The organism is Vibrio sp. SSH13-20 (genome assembly GCF_040104475.1).
Classification (GTDB): Bacteria; Pseudomonadota; Gammaproteobacteria; order Enterobacterales; family Vibrionaceae; genus Vibrio; species Vibrio harveyi.
The window spans coordinates 284,261-305,914 of sequence record NZ_JBECOU010000007.1 but is presented as its reverse complement, the minus strand read 5'-3'; the positions used below and the strand labels follow the sequence as shown (position 1 = coordinate 305,914).

The following is a 21,654-nucleotide window of genomic DNA, read 5'->3' as shown; positions in this document are numbered from 1 at the left end:
TTAGGCTCCTTTCATTAGCAAGGTGTTTGTAAAAGAGCCCTGAGCTCTAATATCGCGAATGGTTAAGAAAATAGCGGATAGCCAAACAAGGCAAGCCATACCAAATAGCAATCCACCATCATTACCTATCACTTCGCCCGTAGCGCTAAATTCAGGCATGACAAAACCTAGCGGCGTAAACAAGTGGAATAAAATGGCTCCTGTCATAATCCCAACGGCCATTGTTGAACCAACACCATGGAAACGAGTAAACAGTAAAATGGCTGCAATTAACTCAGCAATCCCAATTAAATACCCGCCATAAACACCAAACCAATGAATCCCTGACCATTCTCCTAACGTGCCAAAAATATGATCGGTTTCATATGAACCAGTAAACTTAAAAAATAATGATTGAATAAAAACGAAAGCAATAAAAATCGAAGGTATATGTTTCTTTGGAATAAATGTCATGAGATGAACCTTATTATTTCTGAGTCTTATTACTGCTGAATCAATGTTGGCCAGTTTTTATCGGCTGCAGCAATATGTCCTGCGCGGTCATCATCCCACCACTGCTTCACTTCTGCGTCGTAATTTAGATACAGCTTGCCATCAACAATTGCCCATTGTTTAGGATCCGCAGGGGCAAAATCATTTTTAGCGGATACCGCCCATGCACAATAGCCACCATACTGTGGCGCATAAGCTTCTGGATTTTCTATAAATTTATTTAAATTATCTTGAGAAGAAAAATACCAGTCTGCCCCTTTGTATTCAGTTTTCCAGTTACTGTTCCCTTTCACAGGCTGACCTTCTGTAAAATAGGAGACCGTGTCATAACCGCTTAATGCCTTATTACTAAAAAATCCGGTATAAATTTCATCTTCCGCAAAAGAAGAGAAGCTGATTAATACCATCAGTAATGCGAATAATTTTCTCATCATTAAATTCCTTATTCGGAAATACGTTCTATCGAGGTATTGCCCTCACTAAGAAAGCATATTCACTGTGTGATTTATTTGGTGTTAATAAAAAGACAGGGCAAATGAGATAAAAATTACAAAGAATTGAAAATTAAATAAGAAAAGTACTGAATAACTGTTTTACGGCGTGAAGTTGAATAACAGATGTCCCCATTCATCACCCGTTGTTGGGGTATCCATACCCAAATAACCTCAAGATACTTGGGTATAGATCAATGCTTTTAGTCTGTCATCGGGTACAGCTGCGTCAGGACTTTCTCTTCTCGCCATGCTTGAATGAGAGCACCCAGTGTCGGCGTTTGATGCCCTCGCAGCTTCTGCTTTGATCCGATTTGATAAAGTAATCGGTACTGCTTTAGCAATGTGGCGAAGATATGAGTTAGTGGTGTATCGCTATCCCAGATATGTGCCGCTTCACTGCTCGCACCATTAATCTCTAAGATATCAAAATGTTCACCATTCATTAGAGCGTGAATATCTTTAAACTTGATATCCAATCGCCCGTAGTGGAACCCATTAAAATCCCCTAGCACTTGATCGAGCGTCTTTTCCAGCTCTTGCGTAATGAATCGGTTACCATCGCGAAAAATGGCACCACGTGAATGGCTTCCTGCAAAGGCTAGTTGAAATTCTTCACCTTTCGCGACGATCACTTCTAATTGCTCACTGTGCCTTGGTAAATAAAGGTGCTGTAACTTACCAGCCCTTGGACACTTCTCGATAAGCTGCTTAAGCGTAGACTGCCCATCACCAATCACTCGAGGGGAATATTTTAATGTCAGTGAGATGATTTTCCCTCGGGTTTCGCCTGGCTGCCTGACGTAAAATACCCCAGCTTCAGCGCTGTACTCTGATTTCTTCTGTAACAGGAAACGTCCATCAACGGGAAACGTTTTAATGTAGCTTCTTAGCTGTTCATCTGAACGCAATAACTTCACGCCAGCACCACGGCAACCAAGATCAGGTTTCGCCACCAATGGATACTCTAAACTCGATCGTTTTAACTGCTGTGTTGCGTCTTCTAAAACAGTTTCAAGCTGTTCATGCGTCTTAGTTAATGTGATAAAAGGCAATATCCACTGCTTAGTTTTGTCTCCCGAAGAAGCGAAAATGTCATGCTTGGACTCCCCCACCATACCGCTTAACTTGATTGAAGGGTTTGCGATCAAAGGTAATGCCCAATCTCGGTGGATAGCGCTGAGGACCGCGCTTTGAATCACCACGGGTGTATAAAAAAACCAAGCTGGTAAAAACTCAAACGGAGAGACTACTCGCTTTGGTTCTTGAAGAATGGGCATACCGGCATTAACCATTCCGTTTGGGATCATTTCAACGTGGGCGAGTTGCACCATATGTGTTCCTTAACAATGTTTTTGAAATCAGTTTGTTGAGCAGCAACATCACGACCAATCCAATCGGAATCAACAAACTGTTTATTTGATGTTGTTGAAGCCATTGCATGCTGCCTAGTTGGAAGAAAGAGCCAAAAATCAACGCAGTCCATAAACTCGTCGCGCTTAACACGGCGATGAGAAACTTCATTTTGGGCACATCCAAAAATCCGCTAAGCGTAAATCCTACGGTTCTTAATCCGGGAATAAACCGGACGATGAATAACGTAATGAAAGCTTTATGATGAAGTGTGCGTCGCACGCGCCTAGCACGTTGATATCGAAGCAAGCGATAGCGGAAAAAACGTACCTTTTGTGCCAATTTCCCCAGCCAATAAAGCCCTATGTCTCCTGTGGCGATACCTGTAAAAATCGCCAATAACGCAAGAGGTGTTGGCATCACTTGCTCTACCGCTAAAGTAGCGGCAGTAACGATAGCCAAATCTTCAAGTAAGTATGACAACAATACGACTCCGAGAAATAGCATCGACAGAGGCACATTGCCTTGATACAGCCAAGCTTCTAACGTTGCCACTTCACTCATATTCTCTGTTCCATTGCTATTCACTCGTCATTCAAGGCCTCTACGAGATGATTTTTCGATCCATATTGATGAACAGAAATAACTAGAGGCTATGGTTAAAGACAGGATCATCAGTAACAAAATTTCACTGCAATACAGAGAAAGTCGATAACGCCCAACGTTGTTGCGTCAGTCGAATTCAGGAAGTTTCCAGTAATAGGAACAAAAAGAGCCGCGAAATGCGGCTCTTAAATGTGCTTGTTTACTAATAAGATTTAAAGGGGGAACGATGTCTTAGTTCATGTTCACCATACAAATGAACTTATTTGTATCAAATGCTTGATCCAATTCTTCATGCTTCTCCGATGAATACACTTTGCCATCTTTCGTCCAGTAATCTCCCGGAGATAGATAGGTGTAGAGGCGCAAGTATTCATAAGCGGCTTTGTTTGGCAAACGAGACGATAGACGCTCACAATATTTCTGTGCGTCAGCCTGACTTAAGAAGATGTCATGAGACTTTTTGTTACCTCTGAATCTTGGCAATAGATAAGTAAAGGCTTCATCTTTGTACAGTACCTTATTGGTGTAACGCTGAAGATCGGGCTCTTCTGCAGACTCCAGCTCAGCGACGACTTTAGGTGGTAACAAACTCTCAGAGAATCTTACTGTATCTTTAGGTTGAGCCTTTTCACTGTTCGCATCAGTCTTGTCTTCTACCGCTAAACGTGTAGGAACCGCCTTCGGAGCACTGGCTTTGCTCGCAAACGGGAAGAAGTAGTCGCCACCATTTTTAAGATTTAGCTTAAGCGACTGAGTTTTATGATTGTTCACGGCTCGCACACTATAAATACCCACATAGTTGCCCGTTACATCAACTCGCTCGCCAGAGCCGACTTCCTGGTCATTAATGTAGAAAACCGTTTGTGGTGAGTTTGAACGGAACACAAAGCGCACGTTATCAAGATCAAGTGCTTGTCTCAGTTCAACCTCTGTATTCGCACTGTAATTGTGCTTGTAGCTTGCGTCCGCAGTGAAAGAAAGGTCGCCGTTTAATTTTTGGTTTGCATCCACGACTTTAAAGCTCGTGAGTTTGATTCGAGATAAACCACCTTTGCTTAATACAAAAGCGTTCTTGATAGAAGGGAGATTTCGATTTACGCACGTTGATAAACTTTCCGCAACGTTACACTGCAATTGACCAGAATAAGTATCGTTTATCACACGTTTTGATTCATTCAAATGACGCGCTTTTATCTTTTCGTACAGAGCAAGGAGTGCGTCATTCTTCACCCGCTCGATTTGACTTGCCTCTTGTTGGTCTTGTGACAATTGCTGCTTAGTTTCGACCAACAACTTCCCTGCGGTTTCAATTTCCTTTTTCATTGAATTCACTTTGGCAGACATATTGCGCAAAGTCAGAATTAAGGATTCGTCATATACACCATCAACCAACTTGTCTTTCAAGCGATTAGAGTCAGATTTGATCATCTCGACATTGGTCGCCAATTTGATCTTGGTGGACTCTATTTCAGCATTCAATTTATTGTAGTGCGAGATGTTTTCATCAATTCTCAGCGCACTGTACTGCTGGTCGTAAGCAGTATTAATGCTGTTTAATGTATCTTGCTCGTTAAAGTTAATGAGCTCTGAGGCAGCGGTCATACCACTCCACGCTACCCCCACCATAATGGCTATTATTGTTTTAGATTTACCCACTGCCACTCCAAATTGACCCACCACGACACCATTGTTGTTAATGCTTCACCTTGCGTTTTAGGCAAGGTGAACGCTCTACGATTAAAACCTATTCCGTTGGCTTTACTTCGTCTGGTTTTATTTGATCTGGTTTTGCCTGATCATTCTTAGAAGCCCATATTTCTGAGCGTCTGTTTTGTGCTCGCCCCTCAGCGGTTGAATTCGACGCAATCGGCTGAGTTTCACCAAATGAACGAACGACAATACGGCTTTTATCCACGCCTTGCGCAATCAAACCGTTAGACGTTGTCAACGCACGTTGCAAGCCTAACGATTGGTTATAGCCTTCAGAGCCCTTGCTGTCGGTATGACCATCTACCGCAATAGCACTATCGCTATTTTTAAGCGAACCTGCGAGTTGATTCAGAGCTTTGCTGCCCATTGGTGTTAAGTTGGATTTATCAAAACCAAAATGCAGACGCGCAACCAAGCCATCACCTTGATGATTGTTATTTTGATTGCTAATCCATGTCGTACAGCCTGTTTGATCCAACCCTAACTTTGATTTACCTGCCAATGCTTGTTTGAGCTCACCATTGTTAGACTTCTGCTCTATTTGCAAAAAGCCCTGTCGATGTTGAGCAATTCCGACAACGTCATCCACTTTGATACTATGTTGGTACTCGCTGAAGGTATTGTCGCAATAAACGCTAATCCCCTCTTCTGCCTTAACTATCAGGCTAAACGGCAACGTCGAGATAGCGAATGCACCAATGACTAACTTTTTCATATTTTCCTCTAGTACAACTTAGTTATTCCGCTTGTTTTTGAGCCTTTGCGGATGAGTTCTTCTATCTTTTCAATCAATTCATCTAAGTTAGATACATCAATGATGTCTTCACTTGGATTAACAACACAGTCTTGAAAACCACTTTGTTGAGATGCACGGAAATCGATACCAATAACACCGATGTATAAGCCCGGAATCTCTGCTCTGGCTTTGTCACACATACCGTTGTCTACTAGCCCCTTCAGAATGCCGTTGTTAGGGCTTTCCTGCCCGTCACTCAAAATCAGCAACATCTTGATTTTCTTGTTGTAAGCTTGCTGCTCTTCTTCATCGGTACTGTTCGGGTCTCCATCATGAAGAACCTGAGATCCTCTTAATATGCCTTGAAACGCTGCAGTACCACCGTCTGCCCACATCGACTTAATCGAGTCCAAATCTGAAAGTTTGTTCGACAACGGGATGTTATAAAATTGCGATGAATATGAAGAACCATGAGCATTAAACAGCCGGGTGCCGCTCACACCATAGAAATTAGGCTTTAATCCTGATTTATCAGTAAACATGGTCGATACCGAAGTCGGTAAATCAACATAGTTGTAGACATCAGCTACGGCGTAGCGATCTGCTTCGAGAACATCACGAATACGTTTGGCATAATTGTGATTTTCTGCCCGAGGGCTTCGACAGCTCGACTGCCAATAAGCACAATTATTCACTTCGCTTGATGTATACGTGCGCCAGTAGTCCCAATCGACATCGTTGTAGCTATAAGGTGACAAGTAAGCCTTGTACCCGTTCTTGTAACTTAGTTGGCTTGTCGCATTGGCTCTATTACCTGCCACAATTTCTCTGGTGCGAACGTTAAACGGCACAAAACCAACTCGGTTAAGCAGTTTGTCCCCGGTGGTGTCTTCTCCAGGCTCATCACAAACGTCTTTCCACTCTCCGTCGACGAAGTCTTGGCGGATTTTTTTACAAAGAATCTTGTTTGATATCTGATCGATCGCGGTTTTCAAATCGTCAATTTTTTTGTTCCGACTTGAGCCCCACTTATCATTCATCGAGCGAGAAAAGTCCGAGACGAAAACGATATCAATGTTGTTATCCCCTAGATAAGCAGGGTACTTTCTTGCCAGCGATCGTCCGGCTAATTCCTGCTGCTTATCAAACGATGGGATAAAGCTGCTTGCAAACCAAGAGTCATGCGTTGTTCTGGCATTCACTGTGTATTGGATATACTCAAGAGCACCAGTATCCTTGTCTTCCGCTTGATAAAAACGTTGAGCAGAAAGGTTGGTTGACTTGATGTCTCTCACATAGTTTTCGACATACTTCGTTGCCAGCGCACGGGCTGCTCCCGGTTGGTCTTCAATCGTAACGGCCATTGCCGCAGCTTCCGCTGAATCCCTTAGTCGGCTCGACTCCTGCACATAACGGGTGCCCTCAACAGCCCAAAAAGTGACGCCCATAATAGGCACGAGCAACAAGCCCATCCATACAGCGGCGACGCCCTTTTGTTGTTGGAGACTTCGATGCTGATATTGCTGCATTCCCATTTCACTATCTCCCTGGCATTATTGAAGAAGAGCCAACTTTCACGGTTGTGCCGGTACCGCCATTAAAGAACGGCTTGAACCAAGAGCTTTGCTCCTCACAAAGGCTGACGCGGTACAATGGATACACCACGCCCTTTTCCACCGGAGCCAAATCTGCGTGTGCGAGTATTGAATCCGTTTTGCAATTTAGTCTGTTGTATTTACTGCTGGTAAATACCGCCACATTCACTTTATTGGTCAATGACTCGATTTTGATAGCCACATCGTTTGGGGGCGTGCCGAGCATTCGACTCGCGACTTTGGATAAGTCTTCTAAATCGGCATTGGTTACCGCTAGATTTTTTCCACCTAACACGTCGCCCTCAAAGTAACGCGAACGCTCTTTGATTACGTTCACCAACGCAAAGCTAGAACGATCAAGCTTGGCTCGCAAAAGCAACTGATAGCTCAAATCCGCGGCAAAAAGGTAAACACCCCATAACGCAGTAAGAATAAACACAAGCTCAACCATAAATGAGCCTTTTTGGCGTTTTGGAGAACATACACCTTGTTTACGGAGCGTCATCTTTCCACCCCTCATGCTCTAAGTTCAGTACCATTGTGCTTGAGATATCTCGATCTGCTGCACCGGCAAGTTTTATGATCGGAGAGTAACGATAAGTGACCGTTATCTCCGCTAAGTTGTAGTTGAAGTTCAAGCCCTCATCCGAATATCCTCTATTCGCAATGAAGTCATCATAGGTTTTGTAGTAACGACCTTTGATAGAAAATCGCGAGCTATCGATTAAGAAATGCCACAAGTTACCATCAGCTTCGATCAGAGATTTAAACTTGTCCTCATACTGCTGATTTATGCCTTTGCCCTCGTAAATCTTGGTGTTTCGTATAGTTTCTCGAAGAGAATATTCCGTCATGTTCACAACATAGATTTGGTAACTCGACTCAAAGATGGCAAAAGTAGCAAAGAACAAAACGAGCGCGCCCATGACGAACTCGATCGCCGTTACCCCTTTTTGTTTAGAAAGCAATTTCATCATTAACTCCTATATTGAGTTAATTCGACGGCGATACTGTGGAGCTCTTGATCCGAAAAATCACCTTTGAGTAGTTTCTTCGCTGCATCCATCTGCTGCGCTTTCATAAGGGCAATCGCTAGGTTCGCCTTCACTACTTTATTTTCCGGGTTATCTTTTAGTACTGGCATCAGTGTTTCGATGGCTTGCTCGTATTCACCATTTGCCATATGAATCATCGCGATGTTGTTCTTGATCGCGACATCATCATAACCACGCAAACGTGCATTGTTCAGCTCTTGGTAAGCATCTTCGTATTTACCTAACTTGGCGTACGACACACCCAGTAATACATGGATTTGTCCCGATTCATTACCCGTTTTAATGGAAGATAAATACGCCTCTACCGCGCTATCAGTGTCATTTTTTGCATCAAACACTTGCCCTTCTAACTGGTACAAGTCAGGGCTCTCTATCCCCTCTTTTTGCAAATGCTGAACATAAAAGTTTGCCGACTCGATATCCCCTTTATGGAAATACGCCCATGCCAGCTTTTCTTTCACTTCAGGATCTTGCGAACCTTGCTCTAACTGAGATTTGTAGTGAGAGATTAAACCATCGTAGTTTTTCACTTTTTCCATGCTCGCGACGTCATCTTGTAGCTGACTCTGCTGCGAAGGTGTCGATTGACAACCTGCCAACACGCCCAGCACTAACAAAACGAGAGAAATGCGTTTTCCAATCACTGGTTACTCTCCTAAATATTTAATGTCATTTGCATGATTCCCGGTGCGAGAATCAGAATAACGATCGGGAACATGATGAAGAGGATCAGCGGGACACTCATCTTAGCGGAGAGTTTGCCTACCTTTTCCTCAACGGTCAGGATTTGCACTTTTCGCATGTCTTCAGCGAGATCGCTCAACACCTGAGCCACTGATGTACCGTATTGCAAGTTTTGAATGATAGTCAGCACGAAGCTTCGTATTGGCGGCGTTGGAATACGATCACTGAGGTCATTTAGCGCTTTTTCTAGCCCGTGGATTTTTGCCGAATCTGAGGTGCGTTTAATTTGATAACAAAGGTCAGAGTCAAACTCAGCCAACTCTTTGCCCAGATAAACCAATGCCGCCTCAATCGTCATACCGGTTTGCACGCAAACTGACATCATGTCCAGCAAGTACGGCAACTGAGATGATGTCTTAAAAATCAACATCTTGCGTCGCATTTGAAGCAAAGTATCCGGCAAGACAATCACAGCAATAAGCGTAAAAATAATGATGATTAGCTGATTATTTGCTGTCATATCCGACAACAACACCAATCCTGTAACAACCACGAGCACCGCTAATTTGGCAGGGAAGTAGAACTTCGCCCACTCTGTGTTGTAATAGCCGGCCTCGATGAGTTTTTGTTCCAGCTCATGTCGGTGCTCTTTACCGAAACGAACAAAAAAGCGGTTAACACGGGAAGGCGCACGTACAGCATCACCGCCAATATAAAGGGCGACTTTTTTGCGTCGTTGTTCTGTACGAAGCGAATCGAAAATCAAGAAAAGCAACGAAACAAACAGTACTATAAGGGCAATCAATAGCATCATGCGCGTACTCCTCTGACTAACAACCAAACAATGAACAAGCCAAATAACTCACTGCCAAGTACATAAAACAACACGATACGACCAGAAGGGTCATACAAGACGAAATTGACGTTGTCAGGGTTTACATAGTTAAGAATGATCATGAAAATCAACGGAATTGCCGCAACAATCTTGGCAGAAATTCGCGCTTCAGACGTCATGGCCATCTTCTTTTTCTCTAGGGTTCTTGCGTCCACCAAAACTCGAATAAGTCTTGCTAGTACGCCTTTCAGCTGACCGCCTCGCGCAATATTTGCTCTAAGGGTTACAGTGAAAAACAGAAACTCTGGGTAAGGGTAGTTTTTACACGAACGTTGAAGTACCACTTCCGGAGACTCACCCAACTTAAGTCGGTCCCCCATCAGTTTAAACTCGCGCCCAATCGAGTTATCCATCACCTCGCCAACATAACTGATGGCTTGCATTAAGCTGTCACCCGCGGTTACCGCACTCATCAGAATGTTTAGCGCATCAGGGAAAGTGTTTTCAAAATCACGTCGCCTTCTTGTCACTAGGTAGCGGTAACCCATGATGGTAAACACCAAAGACAAGCCTACGATCAACCCGGTGTTCGTCATCAACAACAGCTTAACCACGACGTACCAAGAGGCGATCAGACTCGCCGTGATATACAAAGCGATATACAGCGATGAACGTGGTCCAAGTACTTTTAGTGTTGGAGAAATAGACTCTTTGAACTTTTGCCAACTTTGTTTTCGTACCAGTGATTTTACGTTGATAGCATTGAAGTTTTCCGCTTCAGCTTCTTCGATGTTGAAAAACTGATCGACCTTTTTGACCTTTGAGTCTCTGACCAAAAGCAGTACGAACGCAAAGAGGATAAGTGAGAGCCAAAGCATGTTATATCCCCTTAAACGATGCCATCAGCTCGTCATACAGCCCGAAGAATTGGGCTTTCTTTACAAGCTCAGATCGTTGCATGATGCCGCTGGTTACGAAGTCACCTTTAACGGTTTCTCCAAAATGTGCATCGTCATAACGGAAACGGTAGATCTCTTCCATCACCACACTATCGCCTTCCAAACCGACGATTTCAGAGATACTGGTGATCTTACGAGACCCATCGCGCAGTCGGTTAACTTGGACAATCATTTGCACAGCGCTGACGATGGTTCTTCGAATCGCATCAAGCGGCTGGTTTAAGTTCGCCATCATGACCATCGATTCCACACGCGCAATCGCATCTCTCGGTGTGTTGGCGTGCAGTGTAGACATAGAACCATCGTGTCCCGTGTTCATGGCCTGCAACATTTCAAACGCTTCAGAGCCACGACACTCACCGAGAATGATTCGGTCTGGACGCATACGAAGTGCGTTAATCACCAAATCACGCTGCGTCACCGCCCCAGTCTGCTCAACGCTCGAAGTTCGCGTTTCCAATCGAACCAAGTTAGGTTGTTGCAAGCGTAATTCCGCCGCATCCTCTATGGTGACAATACGCTCATCTTCAGCGATGTATTGAGACAATGCGTTAAGCAGCGTCGTCTTACCTGAGCCCGTACCGCCAGAAATCAGCACATTCATTCGACAACGAGACGCAATCATCAGCACTCTCGCCATGTCAGGAGACATAGAACCAAAACCAATCAAATCTTCAAAGCCGATGTTCTGCTCTCTGAATTTACGTATTGAAATCGAGGTCCCATCCAACGCAATGGGTGGGATAACGATATTCACACGGCTGCCATCTTCAAGTCTGGCATCAACCGTTGGAGACAGTTCATCAACACGTCGTCCAACACGCGAAGCAATGCGTTTAGCAATTGCTAACAACTGCTCTTCGTTGACAAAAGACACCTCTGACTTTTGGACTTTACCGTGTCTTTCAAAAAAGATGTTGTTAGGTCCATTTACCATGATGTCAGAGATAGACTGATCTTCAACCAAAGGCTGCAATGGACCTAAGCCAAACAGTTCATCAATTAAGCTTTTCACCAAGCCTGACTTCATCATCGAAGTGATCGGACGTTGGTAGCTGTTTGCAAGAAGATCAACAGCGGCTTGGATTTGAGCCTCTAAGTCTCGGCGGCTCATTTTCTGAACCGCTTCAGCATCTAGTGCTTCAAATATTTGCCCGCGAAACGCGAGGTATAAGTCTTTATTCGAACTCATTTAGCACGCACCCTCTTCAACCAAGATCCCATGCCTTTTTGATCAACAGGTTGACCATTAATCAGCTTGACCAGTAGTTCCATAGAACGGTTAATATGACGATCGTGCTTATGACCTCGTTTGCCATCAATAATGATGTGCGACAACGACTTGCAGTACCCCACTTCGAGATCAACATCCGCACCTAAGTATTTGGTAAGGTCAGGATGCTGTAATACATACGCGTTTTCCGGACGGTGATAATTCACCAACGTAATCACACGAGTTCGGGACGATAATGTGAGCTGTAAATTGGAAATTTTCTCAAACAGTCGTTTGGCACTTCTTACAGAAGATACCGACGCATCCAAAACCAGCACAACCACATCAAAGTTTTCTACCAAGAGTTGAGGTTCAACTTTGAAGTCCACACCGCCCGAGAAGTCTTCAATAATGAAGTTCGTGTTTCGAGCTAAAAGATCACAGAGCGTCTGGTTATAGTTGAGAATATCGCTTTGACTCATGTCGCCATCGATAGCCAACAGACGCAGATTTTTTCGTGCGTTAAACAGGTAGCTAAGTGCTCCCTCTTCATCCATTTCATGCAAGGGAGCAGTAAACTCATCGATACCGCGCGGTTTAAAATCTTTCAGTCCCAATAAAACATCGATGTTGGTATCTGCGTATTGGTGATCAACCAAAATGGTATCGGAACCTTGAGTGGATAGTAACGAACTCAATTCAGTAGTAATGAATGATGCACCAACACCACCTTTTGAACCCACCACTGCTACACGTTTCGCCTTACGCTTCTGGCTAACACCGGAGAACGTCTTCAAGTTCTTACTAACATGGTTTAAGAAGTCTGCGAACTCTTGTTTGTTCACCGGCCAAAAGACGTAGTAAAAGCCCATGTCTTTGAGGGAACGAAGCGTCGAAATTGCATCTTCTTTACCAATGACCACGACACCTTTGTGTGTTGGTAGTTTGCTAGCGAAAGACTTAGCATCTTCAACGACGTTGTTCGATTCGTTCAGTTCAAGGATAACAATATGACTGCTATGTTGTTCCGTCAGCTTGGTTAAGCCTGCGTTAGCTCTTACACATTCAGGGTCATTCCAACCTTCGAATCGAAACACTTCCTGAACGAGGTTTAAACACTCTTGTGATTGATAAAACAACGTACATCCAGCAACACCTGTCGTCGAAGACTGTGCCGGTTTTGCTTTCGTTGTTAATGCTTTAGTTAAATCAAACATTATTATTCTCCTACTAATCTAGACTTGTAGGACACTTGTTTAAGACGCATCGATTCAACAAAACAGTCTGGTTCACCTAACTGAACTTGAATCTGTGCAGGCGAGCATTGCTGGGTTTGCAAACGCGTTAACGTCACTTGGATATTCAGATCACTTGGTAAAGCTGGCGTATAACGATATTCCACTCTTTGCGGGGCAATAATGTGTGACGGATACTGCTCAAATGTCTTCTTTAACATCGTTTTACTGCGCGCGGATTTGTAATCGATCACGTAAGTGGCTTCTTTATCCATCGATTCGATTTTTTGAATCAGTTGCTTAATCTGCTTTTCTGTTTCTGCACGATTCTTTACTGCAAACTCAAAGCTATGATGCTCTTTATACACCACGGCTTCAGCGCCATTTCCGCCAAAATATCGCTCTGTTGCGCAACCAAAGAGTGACGATGTCAATAAAGCAATAAGTACTAGCTTCTTCATTGAATAAACCCTCCTTCAGATAGCAGACGAATCGTCGCATCCGATGACGTGTTAGAATTATCGTCAGAATCAATATTCAACCAACGCGCTAACGTTGAGGTTTTCTTGATGTGTGGCAGCTGAATATCTTTCGGTTTGATTGGTTCCACGAGGTTTACTGTTGCCACGATGATCAACTCAGTTCGCTTTCTTTCTGTCGTTGCTTTACGAAATGCAGCACCAAGTACAGGAATGTCTCCAATGAAAGGAATCTTTTGCATTTTCTCTAAATCAGCACTGCTCATTAACCCGCCAAGGATGAAGCTGTCTCCGTCTGCCAGTTCAACGGTTGTCATTGCACGTCGTGATGACAACTGTGGCACTTTAATGCCTGCAGCTTCGACGTAGCTTTCTACTTCGCTCACTTCCGGAGCTAGCTGCATTCGGATTTTGTCTTGACTAAGTACTTTCGCTGTAAGGTCGAGCTTAATACCAAACTCTTTAAACGAAATATTCACGTTGTTGTTGTTCGACACAATAACGGGCACTTCGCCACCGACAAGGAAGCTCGCCGATTCACCGGAAAGTACCGTCAGGTTTGGCTCCGCCAAGACTTCTGCAACCTGATCGTCACCCAATGCAGTGATCAAGGTACTTAGGTTTGCCGCATCAAATTGGTCAAATACGAACTCACCCGCTTTAGAACCAATAGAACTCCAATCGACCCCAACTGTTTTACTAAAAGATTCATTAACTTGAGCGACTGAGATTTTGACGTTTACCTGTTGTGTCGTTGCAACCTTAATGCGTTCAATGATTCCTTTCCAAGTCATATTGCGAGCGAAAACCATGCTCTCTGGCTCTTCATAATCTGAATAGTCAGATTTGAACTCCAGCTTTTCGACTTTCTCCCACTTCTCGGTTTTTTCTCGTCCGAGTAAGGTTGCCACCATGCGATAAATGTCATCACGAGTTTCTTCAGAATCAACAACACCACTCACTGCGACTTGCTCGCCCACCGATTGAACCTTGACTTTGGCATCAGGAAAATGGAACTTGAGTTGACGTCTAACCTCGCTTAGATCCAAATCAACGATGATGCGGTCAGAAAGCAACACATCATCGTCTGTTCCATAGACAATCAAGCGAGACTGACCAATGCCATTGGCAAAAACCACTAGCGTATTGTCATTAATGATTTTGTAGTCGGCGATATCAGGGTTACTGATAAACACCTTTCCAATCGGCATCTTTAATTGAATGTGCTGACCTTCATTAAGTGTGATAGATCGGTCAGCAGCAAAAGTGTTTGTTATAGAAAGCAAGCCAATCAAAAGAGAGGTAAAGGAGACGCACAGTACTTGCTTAATTCGATGGTGTATCATCATTACAAAGCCTCTCTAGGATTATTAACGTTACCGCGTAACTCTTCGATTCCGGTATAATTATCGATAACATTGCGTACTTCCGCGTATTCCGGCTGCGTATAGGTTTGGCTTCGATAAATTTCGATATGCATAGTTCGTTGAGCCAACGCTAGCTTTGCCAACTCATCTGGCTTCACTTCGATAACCACCGTCGTCATACCGTCTTCTTTATTTGGTGTTCGAGCGGTAATGTTGCTGTTTTCACCCTCGCCATCACCAATATTGAGTACTTTGACATGTTTTAGGAACATGGACGCTTTTACACCTCGAAAGCGCTTCGGCTTATCCATATTTTCAGCAAGATTAGCGTTTGGAGAGCTCACGGTAAGAATGTCGATATATGAGCCAGGACGAATGTAATCTTTGATTAAGTTCTGATCACTCACTTTCAGTGGATACAAGGTCATGCCTTCCGTTACCAGTAGATCGATATACCCTGGTTGACCGGGAGAAACTTGGTACTCTGGTAACACAACATCGCCTGGATTTAGGCTTCGGTTTAATAAAACGGATGGTGAAAAACTGATTTGTGCGTCTTCTCTGACGCCAAGCGTTAGTGCTTCACTAAGTGGGAGCTGTTGTTTGATAACTCCTTGTGCACTAATCGCATGTCCTTTTTCATAAGCTTCGGTGGTCATCCATACAGCAACATGCTGTTCATCTTTGTTATCGACCACTTCAGCGACAGCTTCGGGTTGAGGTTGACTCTTGAACAAGTCGACAACGCCAAGCGCGCCTACGATCAAGGCAACAATAGCAACAAGTAAAACCAGTCGAGATCTCATAATGTGCCCATTCTTGGAGGTTTAAATATGTGGCGTATTTTGAGTTAAAATTATTAAATAAAATCCAACACTAATTGCTATCCCATACGGAATGCCTTCTTGGCTACTCGACGTGTTGCTTATTAATTTTCTAGTAATTAAATAAATAATCGCTAAAAAACCACCAGCAAACGCCGTCATAATATAGGCCCATGGTAGGTCATTGAGAGGGATTGTCAGTGACAACACTGCGGCATATTTAATATCACCAGCTCCAATCCAAATCAGAGCATAAAGTATTAACCCTATCCCTAGCACCAGCAAAAAGGTTGTAATCTGAAGATCTAATGGTGAAAGAAAACTCTGCAACAAGAGGAGTAAAAGCAAAGCGTTATTTTGTATTTTACGATGAAGAAAATCGGTAATAGATACATACAAACACGCGATTGCCAATACTAATAAATACAATTCATGACTCAAAATTAAGACTCTTGCCTGAATTTATCGAGATTAGCTTCAAATAACATTTATTAGATATTCTAAATTAACTGAGCCAGACCAATGAAAACAGAGGTCTGGCACAAATATCTAGCGATATTATCTACATAAACCAGTAAGGTAATTACTTGGCTTATTTGCTCGCAGTATCGATAGCAGTCGCAACTTGAGCGAATGCACCTTCTAGCTTGCCGATGAAACCGTCTGAGCCTACTGCTGTAGTTACTAATACAGCCATTGCAACAGCAATTAGACCGTATTCGATTGCAGTTACACCGCGCTCGTCGTTTTTAAATTGTGACAAAAACAGGCTTGTTTTTACGTACAGTTTAGTAATCATGTTTAGTTCCTATGAAGTTGATTTACAAAAGCTTTGCCATTCTATTGAATACCAAAAGGTATGGAAAAATAGCCCCTATCGATAGAATCGATAGATTTGGCAAAGACCGGCACATCAAGTTATGCTGAAAAAATCATAAAGAACCAACAAGCACTTAAATTACAATAGCTTACAGACATATATCGAGTATTCTTTACAATACTCGCTATAAGGTAATTAATTCACACGGTGAGACATAGATCATCAATAGAGTCATTACTTTATTATTTTCAAAAATTATTTTTATCAAAAAGATAGATAAATGTGATGATTGTTTATGCAATGTAGGAATATACTTACGTTGAATTTAGCACCAATAATTAATTTTGCTTTATAAAACGAGTTGAAATACGAGTTTCATCACGCTATTGTGTTGCAAATATACAAATTACAAATCAAAAACCTATAATTTGCTTGCTTTTAAAAGGTTGGTCGAATCATGAAACTACAATTCGAAAATATTGTTTCGTTCGTAGCTGTAGTTGAGGAAGGTTCATTTAGCTCCGCTGCTCGTAAGCTTGGAAAATCCCAATCTACTGTTAGCACTGCTGTTCAGAATCTTGAGTCAGACTTAGGCTTCAATTTATTTAATAGGCAAAATTCAAAAGTCTGGTTGACTGAGAAAGGGAAGCGTCTATTTCATTTATCCGCCCCCGTTGTATCAAGGTACCGAGAATTGATTACAACAGCGATACAAATGAATATTTCAGAACAAATTGTTTACCGTGTCGGGATCGATCCATTGGTATTCAATAAAGATGTAAAAAAAACACTGTTGGATTTCTCGGAAGCCTTTCCAAATGTCGATTTGGTAGTAGTCACCAAGCCAAGCTTTATTTTGGGAAATTACATCAACGAGGGAAAAATAGATCTTGCCTTGGGGAACCCATACCACAAAACAAACAACGACTTTAACATTGACGAATTGTTTCACGTTAACTGTTGGTGGGTTGCACATGAAGATTTAGCCTCAGTGACCAGTAACCCTTCTCAGCGTGTTCTTCTTATGGATGGATGTGAAGAGTTGCTCAACTTATCGAACATTGCCTCATATAACTTGTGGAGATTGGACGATTTAGGCACGATTCTCGATTTATGCAAAGCTCAAAGAGGCATGGCATTTTTGCCAGAATTTCTTATTGAGAAGAACATGAAAGAGAATAAGCTAAAGATCATTACCGACCATCCCGACTTTTTTGGCAAGAGAGTTGTCGCCTCCCTTTTCTGGCCGGTGCATTCTGACTTTGGTTTGTTTAACCAATGGATCAAAGGTGAACTGCAGACTTGCGTAAGCAAAAAACAGACTTTTATTGCTGACTTAGCGCAGTAGTAAAAGCGACCTCATTGTACAAGCTGCTGTTCTAAAAACAGGATAAAAAAAGAGCCGCTCATCGCGGCTCTTAGTCTTTTTAGTCTCTTAAAAACAAAGAGTTAATTTTTACTAAAGACTGTCTTCTCTTATTCGTTGATGATCATCTACAAAAGTGATGTCCACTCGCCTCTATAAAAGCATCAAGTAAGTTATAGCAACGTTGTTGAGAAGAACTTATCTAGCTTAATGACAGCTTGATCAACATACTTGGTTTGATCATATAAGTCGAAATGTTGCGCACCTTCAATCTTAAACAGTTCAGCGTCAATACCAGCATCTTTGCCACGTTTTACTGCAACTTCGCTGAAGTATGCTGATAGCGCCTCTGTACCAACAATGGCTAAGAAAGGTGTATCTCCCAGTAATGCCATATTTTCTGATGGATTATAGGCATAGCGCGTATCTAGTGACATTGCAGCGCGCATAGGTGAGTAGTTTTCCGCACCACCGCCACGTGCAGGGTTACGATAGTAATCTGCAGCACGCACCCAAAACTCATTCATCGATTTGGCTTTTTCTGCCGATGGGATTCCATCAACAAGCACAACCTCGCCGGTTTCGTAATACTTCTGGCGCGCATCACTAGCCATTTGAATTTGTTGGCGATATTGTTCAACAGGATCACCGGTAAGTTGGTCCATATATTGTGTTGCACCACCCATGCCGTAGTCAGTAAAGTCAACAAAACCGCTAACTGTCGCGACTGAATCTAAGCGGGTATCCTGCATCGCAACTTGCAAGCTGTAACCAGCACCTGAACAGATCCCCAGTTCACCGATACGCTGAGAGTCAACACCTGGGAAATTACTCAAAAATGTAATGGCATTTTTGATATCTTCAACTTTCATTGGCGCATTTTCCATACCACGTGGATAGCCGCCACTTTCACCATAAGTACGATGGTCAAAAGCTAAGGTAATGTAACCTTTCTTTGCCATTTTTTCGGCATAAATACCTGCCGTTTGCTCTTTCACACCGCTAGCTGGCGTAATGACCACTAATGCTGGATAGTTTTTGCTCTTATCATAATTTGGCGGTAGAAACACATTGCCAGCAATACGAACATTTTCACTAAGGAAAGCAACTTTATTCTTACCATCATGATAGTCAGCCCCTAAGAAGGTTTCTGCTGCTACAGATGTTGTACCTAAAACAGCACTAGCAACTAATGAAAGGGCAATTAACTTTGTAGTTTTCATATCTTACTCCATTGATTTCTGAGGTTTACAACGTTCCCCGTTGCAACAGAGGTATGTTATGAAAAAGCACTGATGTTGATATATAGCAATTAAATCAAATCACTGTTGCCATGTAGCAACAATATAAGGATATATACAGAAGTAGTCACCATAAGACCCTAAGTAAGGTGTGACTTGATAAGTTAGAGAGATAACTTAAAGCATGGCGAGAAAGTTTGGTTAGGTGCTAACCGCCGCCCTCACCCCTCATCTTAATGAAGTCAATGAATGCGTCGAGGTGCAACAGCGAGCAAACTATAAGTTTCACCACTAACCAAATTTTGATGAAAAGAACTCAATTAAAATAGTCAGTTAACTCGGAAGAGAATACGATGCCATCGATCTGGTTTTGTTCACATAAAGACTTGAGATGATCGGTACAGTATAAATTTGCCACACCTTCCAATCTCGACTTAAATACGGCTTTGTCTTTGACATCATCATCAATGAAAACAAGAGTATCTAACCCTTCAATGCTTCCATAAGAGATCTTTTCGACACACTTTTGTCTGTCTTCTTGTCCAAATGTCATCGACGTATATAAATGCCATTGTTCGCCTTGGTAGTAAGTGGGTAAAAACTCTCCGCTTTTGGATAGGTAACTATGTAAAATTCCAAATGCTTTGGGGGATAAAACAAGATATGTTCGCAACCATAAGCTAATATCAGGCAACACAGAATTGTTGGCAAAAACATCCTCAAACTCTAGCTCTACTGGCTTCCAGATATCTTTCAGAGACTGATTTTCAGTAGCCTGCGATAAGATCCTCACAAAGTAGTCGAAATCATCTAACTGGATAGCGATTTCATCGGGAGTCGTACATATTGTCTGAAAATCATTTAGATTATCTGTAATCCTGTAAACCGTCATCATCCTTTCCAAATTTCATTCTTAGCTTCCAATGCATCTTGAAATATGCGCTGCTCTTTAACTCGATTTTTACCCGAAGTAGGTTAACCTAGAAATCCTGTTTAGTTAGAATGCCCTTCGAACATTTCGAGTGAATCCAAGTTTCACTGCTAAATACATGGACTAGAATCTCCATTGCCATGCACCTAGCGCTCACCTCCCCCATATAATGAAAACCAGTATGCACGTTAGTCGGACCAATCTCGTGGGTTTACCAACTTTGACCACTTCCCCCGAAAACGTGTCGTTATGCTCTTCTCTAGTCTCTTTATCAACATCAACTTGGACAGCATGATCTTCAAACCACCAGTTCTGTTACTTCTTTGTTTAACAACACAATTTACGCAAAAAAAGAGCCGCTATTAGCTAGCGGCTCTTAACTATTAGAAATTTCCGATATTCAGTCGACTTACTCTTTACCGAATACGTTGTTTTCTTGCTCTTGCACGCGGATGAACGTAGTTCGCTTGGTTAGCTCTTTAAGCTTTGCTGCACCTACGTAAGTACATGTTGAGCGAACACCACCAAGGATGTCTTGGATAGTGCCGTGAACACTGCCACGGTATGGCAATAATACGGTTTTACCTTCAGCTGCGCGGTAGCCAGCAACACCACCAGAGTGCTTGTCCATCGCGCTCTTCGACGACATACCATAGAACTTCATGAACTTCTCGCCGTCTTTCTCAATGACTTCGCCGCCTGACTCTTCGTGGCCAGCAAGCATACCACCTAGCATGACGAAATCAGCACCGCCACCGAATGCCTTCGCTACATCACCCGCACATGAACAGCCACCATCACCGATGATCATACCGCCAAGACCGTGAGCTGCGTCGCCACATTCGATGATTGCAGAAAGTTGTGGGTAACCAACACCGGTTTTGACGCGAGTTGTACATACAGAACCAGGACCGATACCTACTTTCACGATGTCTGCACCAGCAAGAATCAACTCTTCACACATGTCACCAGTTACGACGTTACCAGCAGAAATAACCTTGTCTGGGAATTCAGCACGAACACGTTGTACGTACTCCACCAAATGCTCTGAGTAGCCGTTCGCGATGTCGATACAGATGAAGATGAACTCATCAGAAATCGCCATGATGTCTTTAGTTTTTTGGAAGTCTGCATCAGACGTGCCCGTTGACACCATCACGTTGTTTAGCGTTGTTTTGTCTGCTGTTTTCGCAAACTCTGCCCAGTCTTCAACTGTGTAGTGTTTGTGAACAGCGGTCATTACACCATGCTCTGCTAGCGCTTTAGCCATTGCAAAGCTACCAACCGAATCCATGTTAGCCGCAATTACTGGTACGCCAGACCATTGACGACCACTATGCTTGAATGTAAAATCGCGGGTTAAATTTACTTGAGAACGGCTCTTAAGGGTAGAACGTTTCGGGCGAAACAGTACATCTTTAAAACCTAACTTAAGTTCTTGTTCGATACGCATTGTGTAATTCCTTGATTCATAAGTATATGTGTCATCTCAGAGTGCGTAGTGAAATCGTTGGCAGACGAGTTCACTGTTCTTCGGACACAAAAAAACCGGAGCGTTGGCAGACGCTCCGGTTTTCAGCATTATAGGCTGTGATTTATTTCCTACAAGTCTGATATTTGAATTTTTTTTGTGATACCATCTTGGAAATCGCATATCAAAAA

The 21,654-nt window shown here is 42.9% G+C and carries 23 protein-coding genes; 1 reads left to right on the top strand and 22 read right to left on the bottom strand.

The window, feature by feature from the left end; translation table 11 throughout:
* From ABMY42_RS20385 to ABMY42_RS20295, 19 genes are all read right to left on the bottom strand, one after another.
* A complete protein-coding gene (locus ABMY42_RS20385; RefSeq protein ID WP_069687691.1) occupies positions 1-453 on the bottom strand; it encodes a hypothetical protein in 453 nt (150 codons plus the stop codon).
* Between the two features lie 29 nt (positions 454-482).
* Positions 483-923 carry a YHS domain-containing (seleno)protein gene (locus ABMY42_RS20380; protein ID WP_005452306.1) on the bottom strand — a complete coding sequence of 147 codons (441 nt, stop codon included), beginning with the start codon at positions 921-923 and terminating at the stop codon, positions 483-485.
* Between the two features lie 263 nt (positions 924-1,186).
* Positions 1,187-2,317 carry a D-alanine--D-alanine ligase gene (locus tag ABMY42_RS20375; protein ID WP_069687692.1) on the bottom strand — a complete coding sequence of 377 codons (1,131 nt, stop codon included), beginning with the start codon at positions 2,315-2,317 and terminating at the stop codon, positions 1,187-1,189.
* Positions 2,295-2,900, bottom strand: coding sequence for a VTT domain-containing protein (locus ABMY42_RS20370; protein ID WP_029788542.1), 606 nt, complete (start codon positions 2,898-2,900; stop codon positions 2,295-2,297). Before ABMY42_RS20370 ends, ABMY42_RS20375 begins: the two co-directional genes overlap by 23 nt.
* Before the next feature lie 273 nt (positions 2,901-3,173).
* On the bottom strand, positions 3,174-4,568 hold the full coding sequence (locus ABMY42_RS20365; RefSeq protein ID WP_202987171.1) for a hypothetical protein: 1,395 nt from the start codon (positions 4,566-4,568) through the stop codon (positions 3,174-3,176).
* Positions 4,569-4,686: 118 nt separating this feature from the next.
* Positions 4,687-5,367 (bottom strand): OmpA family protein, encoded by a 681-nt coding sequence (locus ABMY42_RS20360; protein WP_005452313.1) that lies wholly within the window; start codon positions 5,365-5,367, stop codon positions 4,687-4,689.
* Between the two features lie 8 nt (positions 5,368-5,375).
* Complete coding sequence (locus ABMY42_RS20355; protein WP_274884315.1) at positions 5,376-6,923, bottom strand: TadE/TadG family type IV pilus assembly protein; 1,548 nt, start codon at positions 6,921-6,923, stop codon at positions 5,376-5,378.
* A 4-nt stretch (positions 6,924-6,927) separates the two neighbouring features.
* A complete protein-coding gene (gene tadF, locus ABMY42_RS20350) occupies positions 6,928-7,488 on the bottom strand; it encodes a tight adherence pilus pseudopilin TadF (protein WP_009700149.1) in 561 nt (186 codons plus the stop codon).
* Complete coding sequence (locus tag ABMY42_RS20345) at positions 7,475-7,957, bottom strand: TadE family protein (RefSeq protein WP_009697305.1); 483 nt, start codon at positions 7,955-7,957, stop codon at positions 7,475-7,477. Before ABMY42_RS20345 ends, tadF begins: the two co-directional genes overlap by 14 nt.
* 2 nt (positions 7,958-7,959) lie before the next feature.
* Complete coding sequence (locus ABMY42_RS20340; protein ID WP_050937542.1) at positions 7,960-8,682, bottom strand: tetratricopeptide repeat protein; 723 nt, start codon at positions 8,680-8,682, stop codon at positions 7,960-7,962.
* An 11-nt stretch (positions 8,683-8,693) separates the two neighbouring features.
* A complete protein-coding gene (locus tag ABMY42_RS20335) occupies positions 8,694-9,536 on the bottom strand; it encodes a type II secretion system F family protein (protein ID WP_005452324.1) in 843 nt (280 codons plus the stop codon).
* Positions 9,533-10,435, bottom strand: coding sequence for a type II secretion system F family protein (locus ABMY42_RS20330; RefSeq protein ID WP_005452326.1), 903 nt, complete (start codon positions 10,433-10,435; stop codon positions 9,533-9,535). The genes ABMY42_RS20335 and ABMY42_RS20330 overlap by 4 nt, the downstream gene beginning before the upstream one ends.
* A 1-nt stretch (position 10,436) precedes the next feature.
* Positions 10,437-11,708: a CpaF family protein gene (locus ABMY42_RS20325; protein WP_005452328.1), complete on the bottom strand. Its 1,272-nt coding sequence runs from the start codon at positions 11,706-11,708 to the stop codon at positions 10,437-10,439.
* Complete coding sequence (locus ABMY42_RS20320) at positions 11,705-12,946, bottom strand: chromosome partitioning protein ParA (protein WP_050907103.1); 1,242 nt, start codon at positions 12,944-12,946, stop codon at positions 11,705-11,707. The genes ABMY42_RS20325 and ABMY42_RS20320 overlap by 4 nt, the downstream gene beginning before the upstream one ends.
* A gap of 2 nt (positions 12,947-12,948) precedes the next feature.
* Positions 12,949-13,425, bottom strand: coding sequence for a hypothetical protein (locus ABMY42_RS20315; RefSeq protein ID WP_017190738.1), 477 nt, complete (start codon positions 13,423-13,425; stop codon positions 12,949-12,951).
* On the bottom strand, positions 13,422-14,792 hold the full coding sequence (locus ABMY42_RS20310; RefSeq protein WP_349266713.1) for a pilus assembly protein N-terminal domain-containing protein: 1,371 nt from the start codon (positions 14,790-14,792) through the stop codon (positions 13,422-13,424). Before ABMY42_RS20310 ends, ABMY42_RS20315 begins: the two co-directional genes overlap by 4 nt.
* Entirely contained in the window at positions 14,792-15,616 is an 825-nt protein-coding gene (gene cpaB, locus ABMY42_RS20305) for a Flp pilus assembly protein CpaB (RefSeq protein ID WP_005452335.1), read from the bottom strand. The genes ABMY42_RS20310 and cpaB overlap by 1 nt, the downstream gene beginning before the upstream one ends.
* A gap of 21 nt (positions 15,617-15,637) precedes the next feature.
* Positions 15,638-16,075: a prepilin peptidase gene (locus ABMY42_RS20300; RefSeq protein ID WP_005452337.1), complete on the bottom strand. Its 438-nt coding sequence runs from the start codon at positions 16,073-16,075 to the stop codon at positions 15,638-15,640.
* A 151-nt stretch (positions 16,076-16,226) separates the two neighbouring features.
* The gene (locus tag ABMY42_RS20295) at positions 16,227-16,433 is read right to left on the bottom strand and encodes a Flp family type IVb pilin (RefSeq protein ID WP_005452340.1); all 207 of its coding nucleotides are present in this window, start codon (positions 16,431-16,433) and stop codon (positions 16,227-16,229) included.
* A gap of 478 nt (positions 16,434-16,911) precedes the next feature.
* Between ABMY42_RS20295 and ABMY42_RS20290 the strand changes: the two genes are divergently transcribed.
* Positions 16,912-17,802 carry a LysR family transcriptional regulator gene (locus ABMY42_RS20290; RefSeq protein WP_005452341.1) on the top strand — a complete coding sequence of 297 codons (891 nt, stop codon included), beginning with the start codon at positions 16,912-16,914 and terminating at the stop codon, positions 17,800-17,802.
* Positions 17,803-17,993: 191 nt separating this feature from the next.
* Here the strand turns inward: ABMY42_RS20290 and ABMY42_RS20285 are convergent, their stop codons facing one another.
* The 3 genes from ABMY42_RS20285 to ABMY42_RS20275 all read right to left on the bottom strand — a co-directional run bounded on the left by ABMY42_RS20285 (position 17,994) and on the right by ABMY42_RS20275 (position 21,445).
* A complete protein-coding gene (locus ABMY42_RS20285; protein ID WP_349266712.1) occupies positions 17,994-19,043 on the bottom strand; it encodes an alpha/beta hydrolase in 1,050 nt (349 codons plus the stop codon).
* Between the two features lie 334 nt (positions 19,044-19,377).
* Complete coding sequence (locus ABMY42_RS20280; protein ID WP_349266711.1) at positions 19,378-19,956, bottom strand: hypothetical protein; 579 nt, start codon at positions 19,954-19,956, stop codon at positions 19,378-19,380.
* 445 nt (positions 19,957-20,401) lie between these two features.
* Entirely contained in the window at positions 20,402-21,445 is a 1,044-nt protein-coding gene (locus ABMY42_RS20275; protein ID WP_005452348.1) for a GMP reductase, read from the bottom strand.
* Positions 21,446-21,654: the final 209 nt, after the last annotated feature.

Excerpts from the sequence above, each read along its gene's own strand:
- ABMY42_RS20385 (WP_069687691.1), bottom strand. The coding sequence starts at position 453 with ATGACATTTATTCCAAAGAAACATATACCTTCGATTTTTATTGCTTTC.
- ABMY42_RS20380 (WP_005452306.1), bottom strand. The coding sequence starts at position 923 with ATGAGAAAATTATTCGCATTACTGATGGTATTAATCAGCTTCTCTTCT.
- ABMY42_RS20375 (WP_069687692.1), bottom strand. The coding sequence starts at position 2,317 with ATGGTGCAACTCGCCCACGTTGAAATGATCCCAAACGGAATGGTTAAT.
- ABMY42_RS20370 (WP_029788542.1), bottom strand. The coding sequence starts at position 2,900 with ATGAGTGAAGTGGCAACGTTAGAAGCTTGGCTGTATCAAGGCAATGTG.
- ABMY42_RS20365 (WP_202987171.1), bottom strand. The coding sequence starts at position 4,568 with ATGGTGGGGGTAGCGTGGAGTGGTATGACCGCTGCCTCAGAGCTCATT.
- ABMY42_RS20360 (WP_005452313.1), bottom strand. The coding sequence starts at position 5,367 with ATGAAAAAGTTAGTCATTGGTGCATTCGCTATCTCGACGTTGCCGTTT.
- ABMY42_RS20355 (WP_274884315.1), bottom strand. The coding sequence starts at position 6,923 with ATGGGAATGCAGCAATATCAGCATCGAAGTCTCCAACAACAAAAGGGC.
- tadF (WP_009700149.1), bottom strand. The coding sequence starts at position 7,488 with ATGACGCTCCGTAAACAAGGTGTATGTTCTCCAAAACGCCAAAAAGGC.
- ABMY42_RS20345 (WP_009697305.1), bottom strand. The coding sequence starts at position 7,957 with ATGAAATTGCTTTCTAAACAAAAAGGGGTAACGGCGATCGAGTTCGTC.
- ABMY42_RS20335 (WP_005452324.1), bottom strand. The coding sequence starts at position 9,536 with ATGATGCTATTGATTGCCCTTATAGTACTGTTTGTTTCGTTGCTTTTC.
- ABMY42_RS20330 (WP_005452326.1), bottom strand. The coding sequence starts at position 10,435 with ATGCTTTGGCTCTCACTTATCCTCTTTGCGTTCGTACTGCTTTTGGTC.
- ABMY42_RS20325 (WP_005452328.1), bottom strand. The coding sequence starts at position 11,708 with ATGAGTTCGAATAAAGACTTATACCTCGCGTTTCGCGGGCAAATATTT.
- ABMY42_RS20320 (WP_050907103.1), bottom strand. The coding sequence starts at position 12,946 with ATGTTTGATTTAACTAAAGCATTAACAACGAAAGCAAAACCGGCACAG.
- ABMY42_RS20315 (WP_017190738.1), bottom strand. The coding sequence starts at position 13,425 with ATGAAGAAGCTAGTACTTATTGCTTTATTGACATCGTCACTCTTTGGT.
- ABMY42_RS20310 (WP_349266713.1), bottom strand. The coding sequence starts at position 14,792 with ATGATGATACACCATCGAATTAAGCAAGTACTGTGCGTCTCCTTTACC.
- cpaB (WP_005452335.1), bottom strand. The coding sequence starts at position 15,616 with ATGAGATCTCGACTGGTTTTACTTGTTGCTATTGTTGCCTTGATCGTA.
- ABMY42_RS20295 (WP_005452340.1), bottom strand. The coding sequence starts at position 16,433 with ATGATTACTAAACTGTACGTAAAAACAAGCCTGTTTTTGTCACAATTT.
- ABMY42_RS20290 (WP_005452341.1), top strand. The coding sequence starts at position 16,912 with ATGAAACTACAATTCGAAAATATTGTTTCGTTCGTAGCTGTAGTTGAG.
- ABMY42_RS20285 (WP_349266712.1), bottom strand. The coding sequence starts at position 19,043 with ATGAAAACTACAAAGTTAATTGCCCTTTCATTAGTTGCTAGTGCTGTT.
- ABMY42_RS20280 (WP_349266711.1), bottom strand. The coding sequence starts at position 19,956 with ATGATGACGGTTTACAGGATTACAGATAATCTAAATGATTTTCAGACA.
- ABMY42_RS20275 (WP_005452348.1), bottom strand. The coding sequence starts at position 21,445 with ATGCGTATCGAACAAGAACTTAAGTTAGGTTTTAAAGATGTACTGTTT.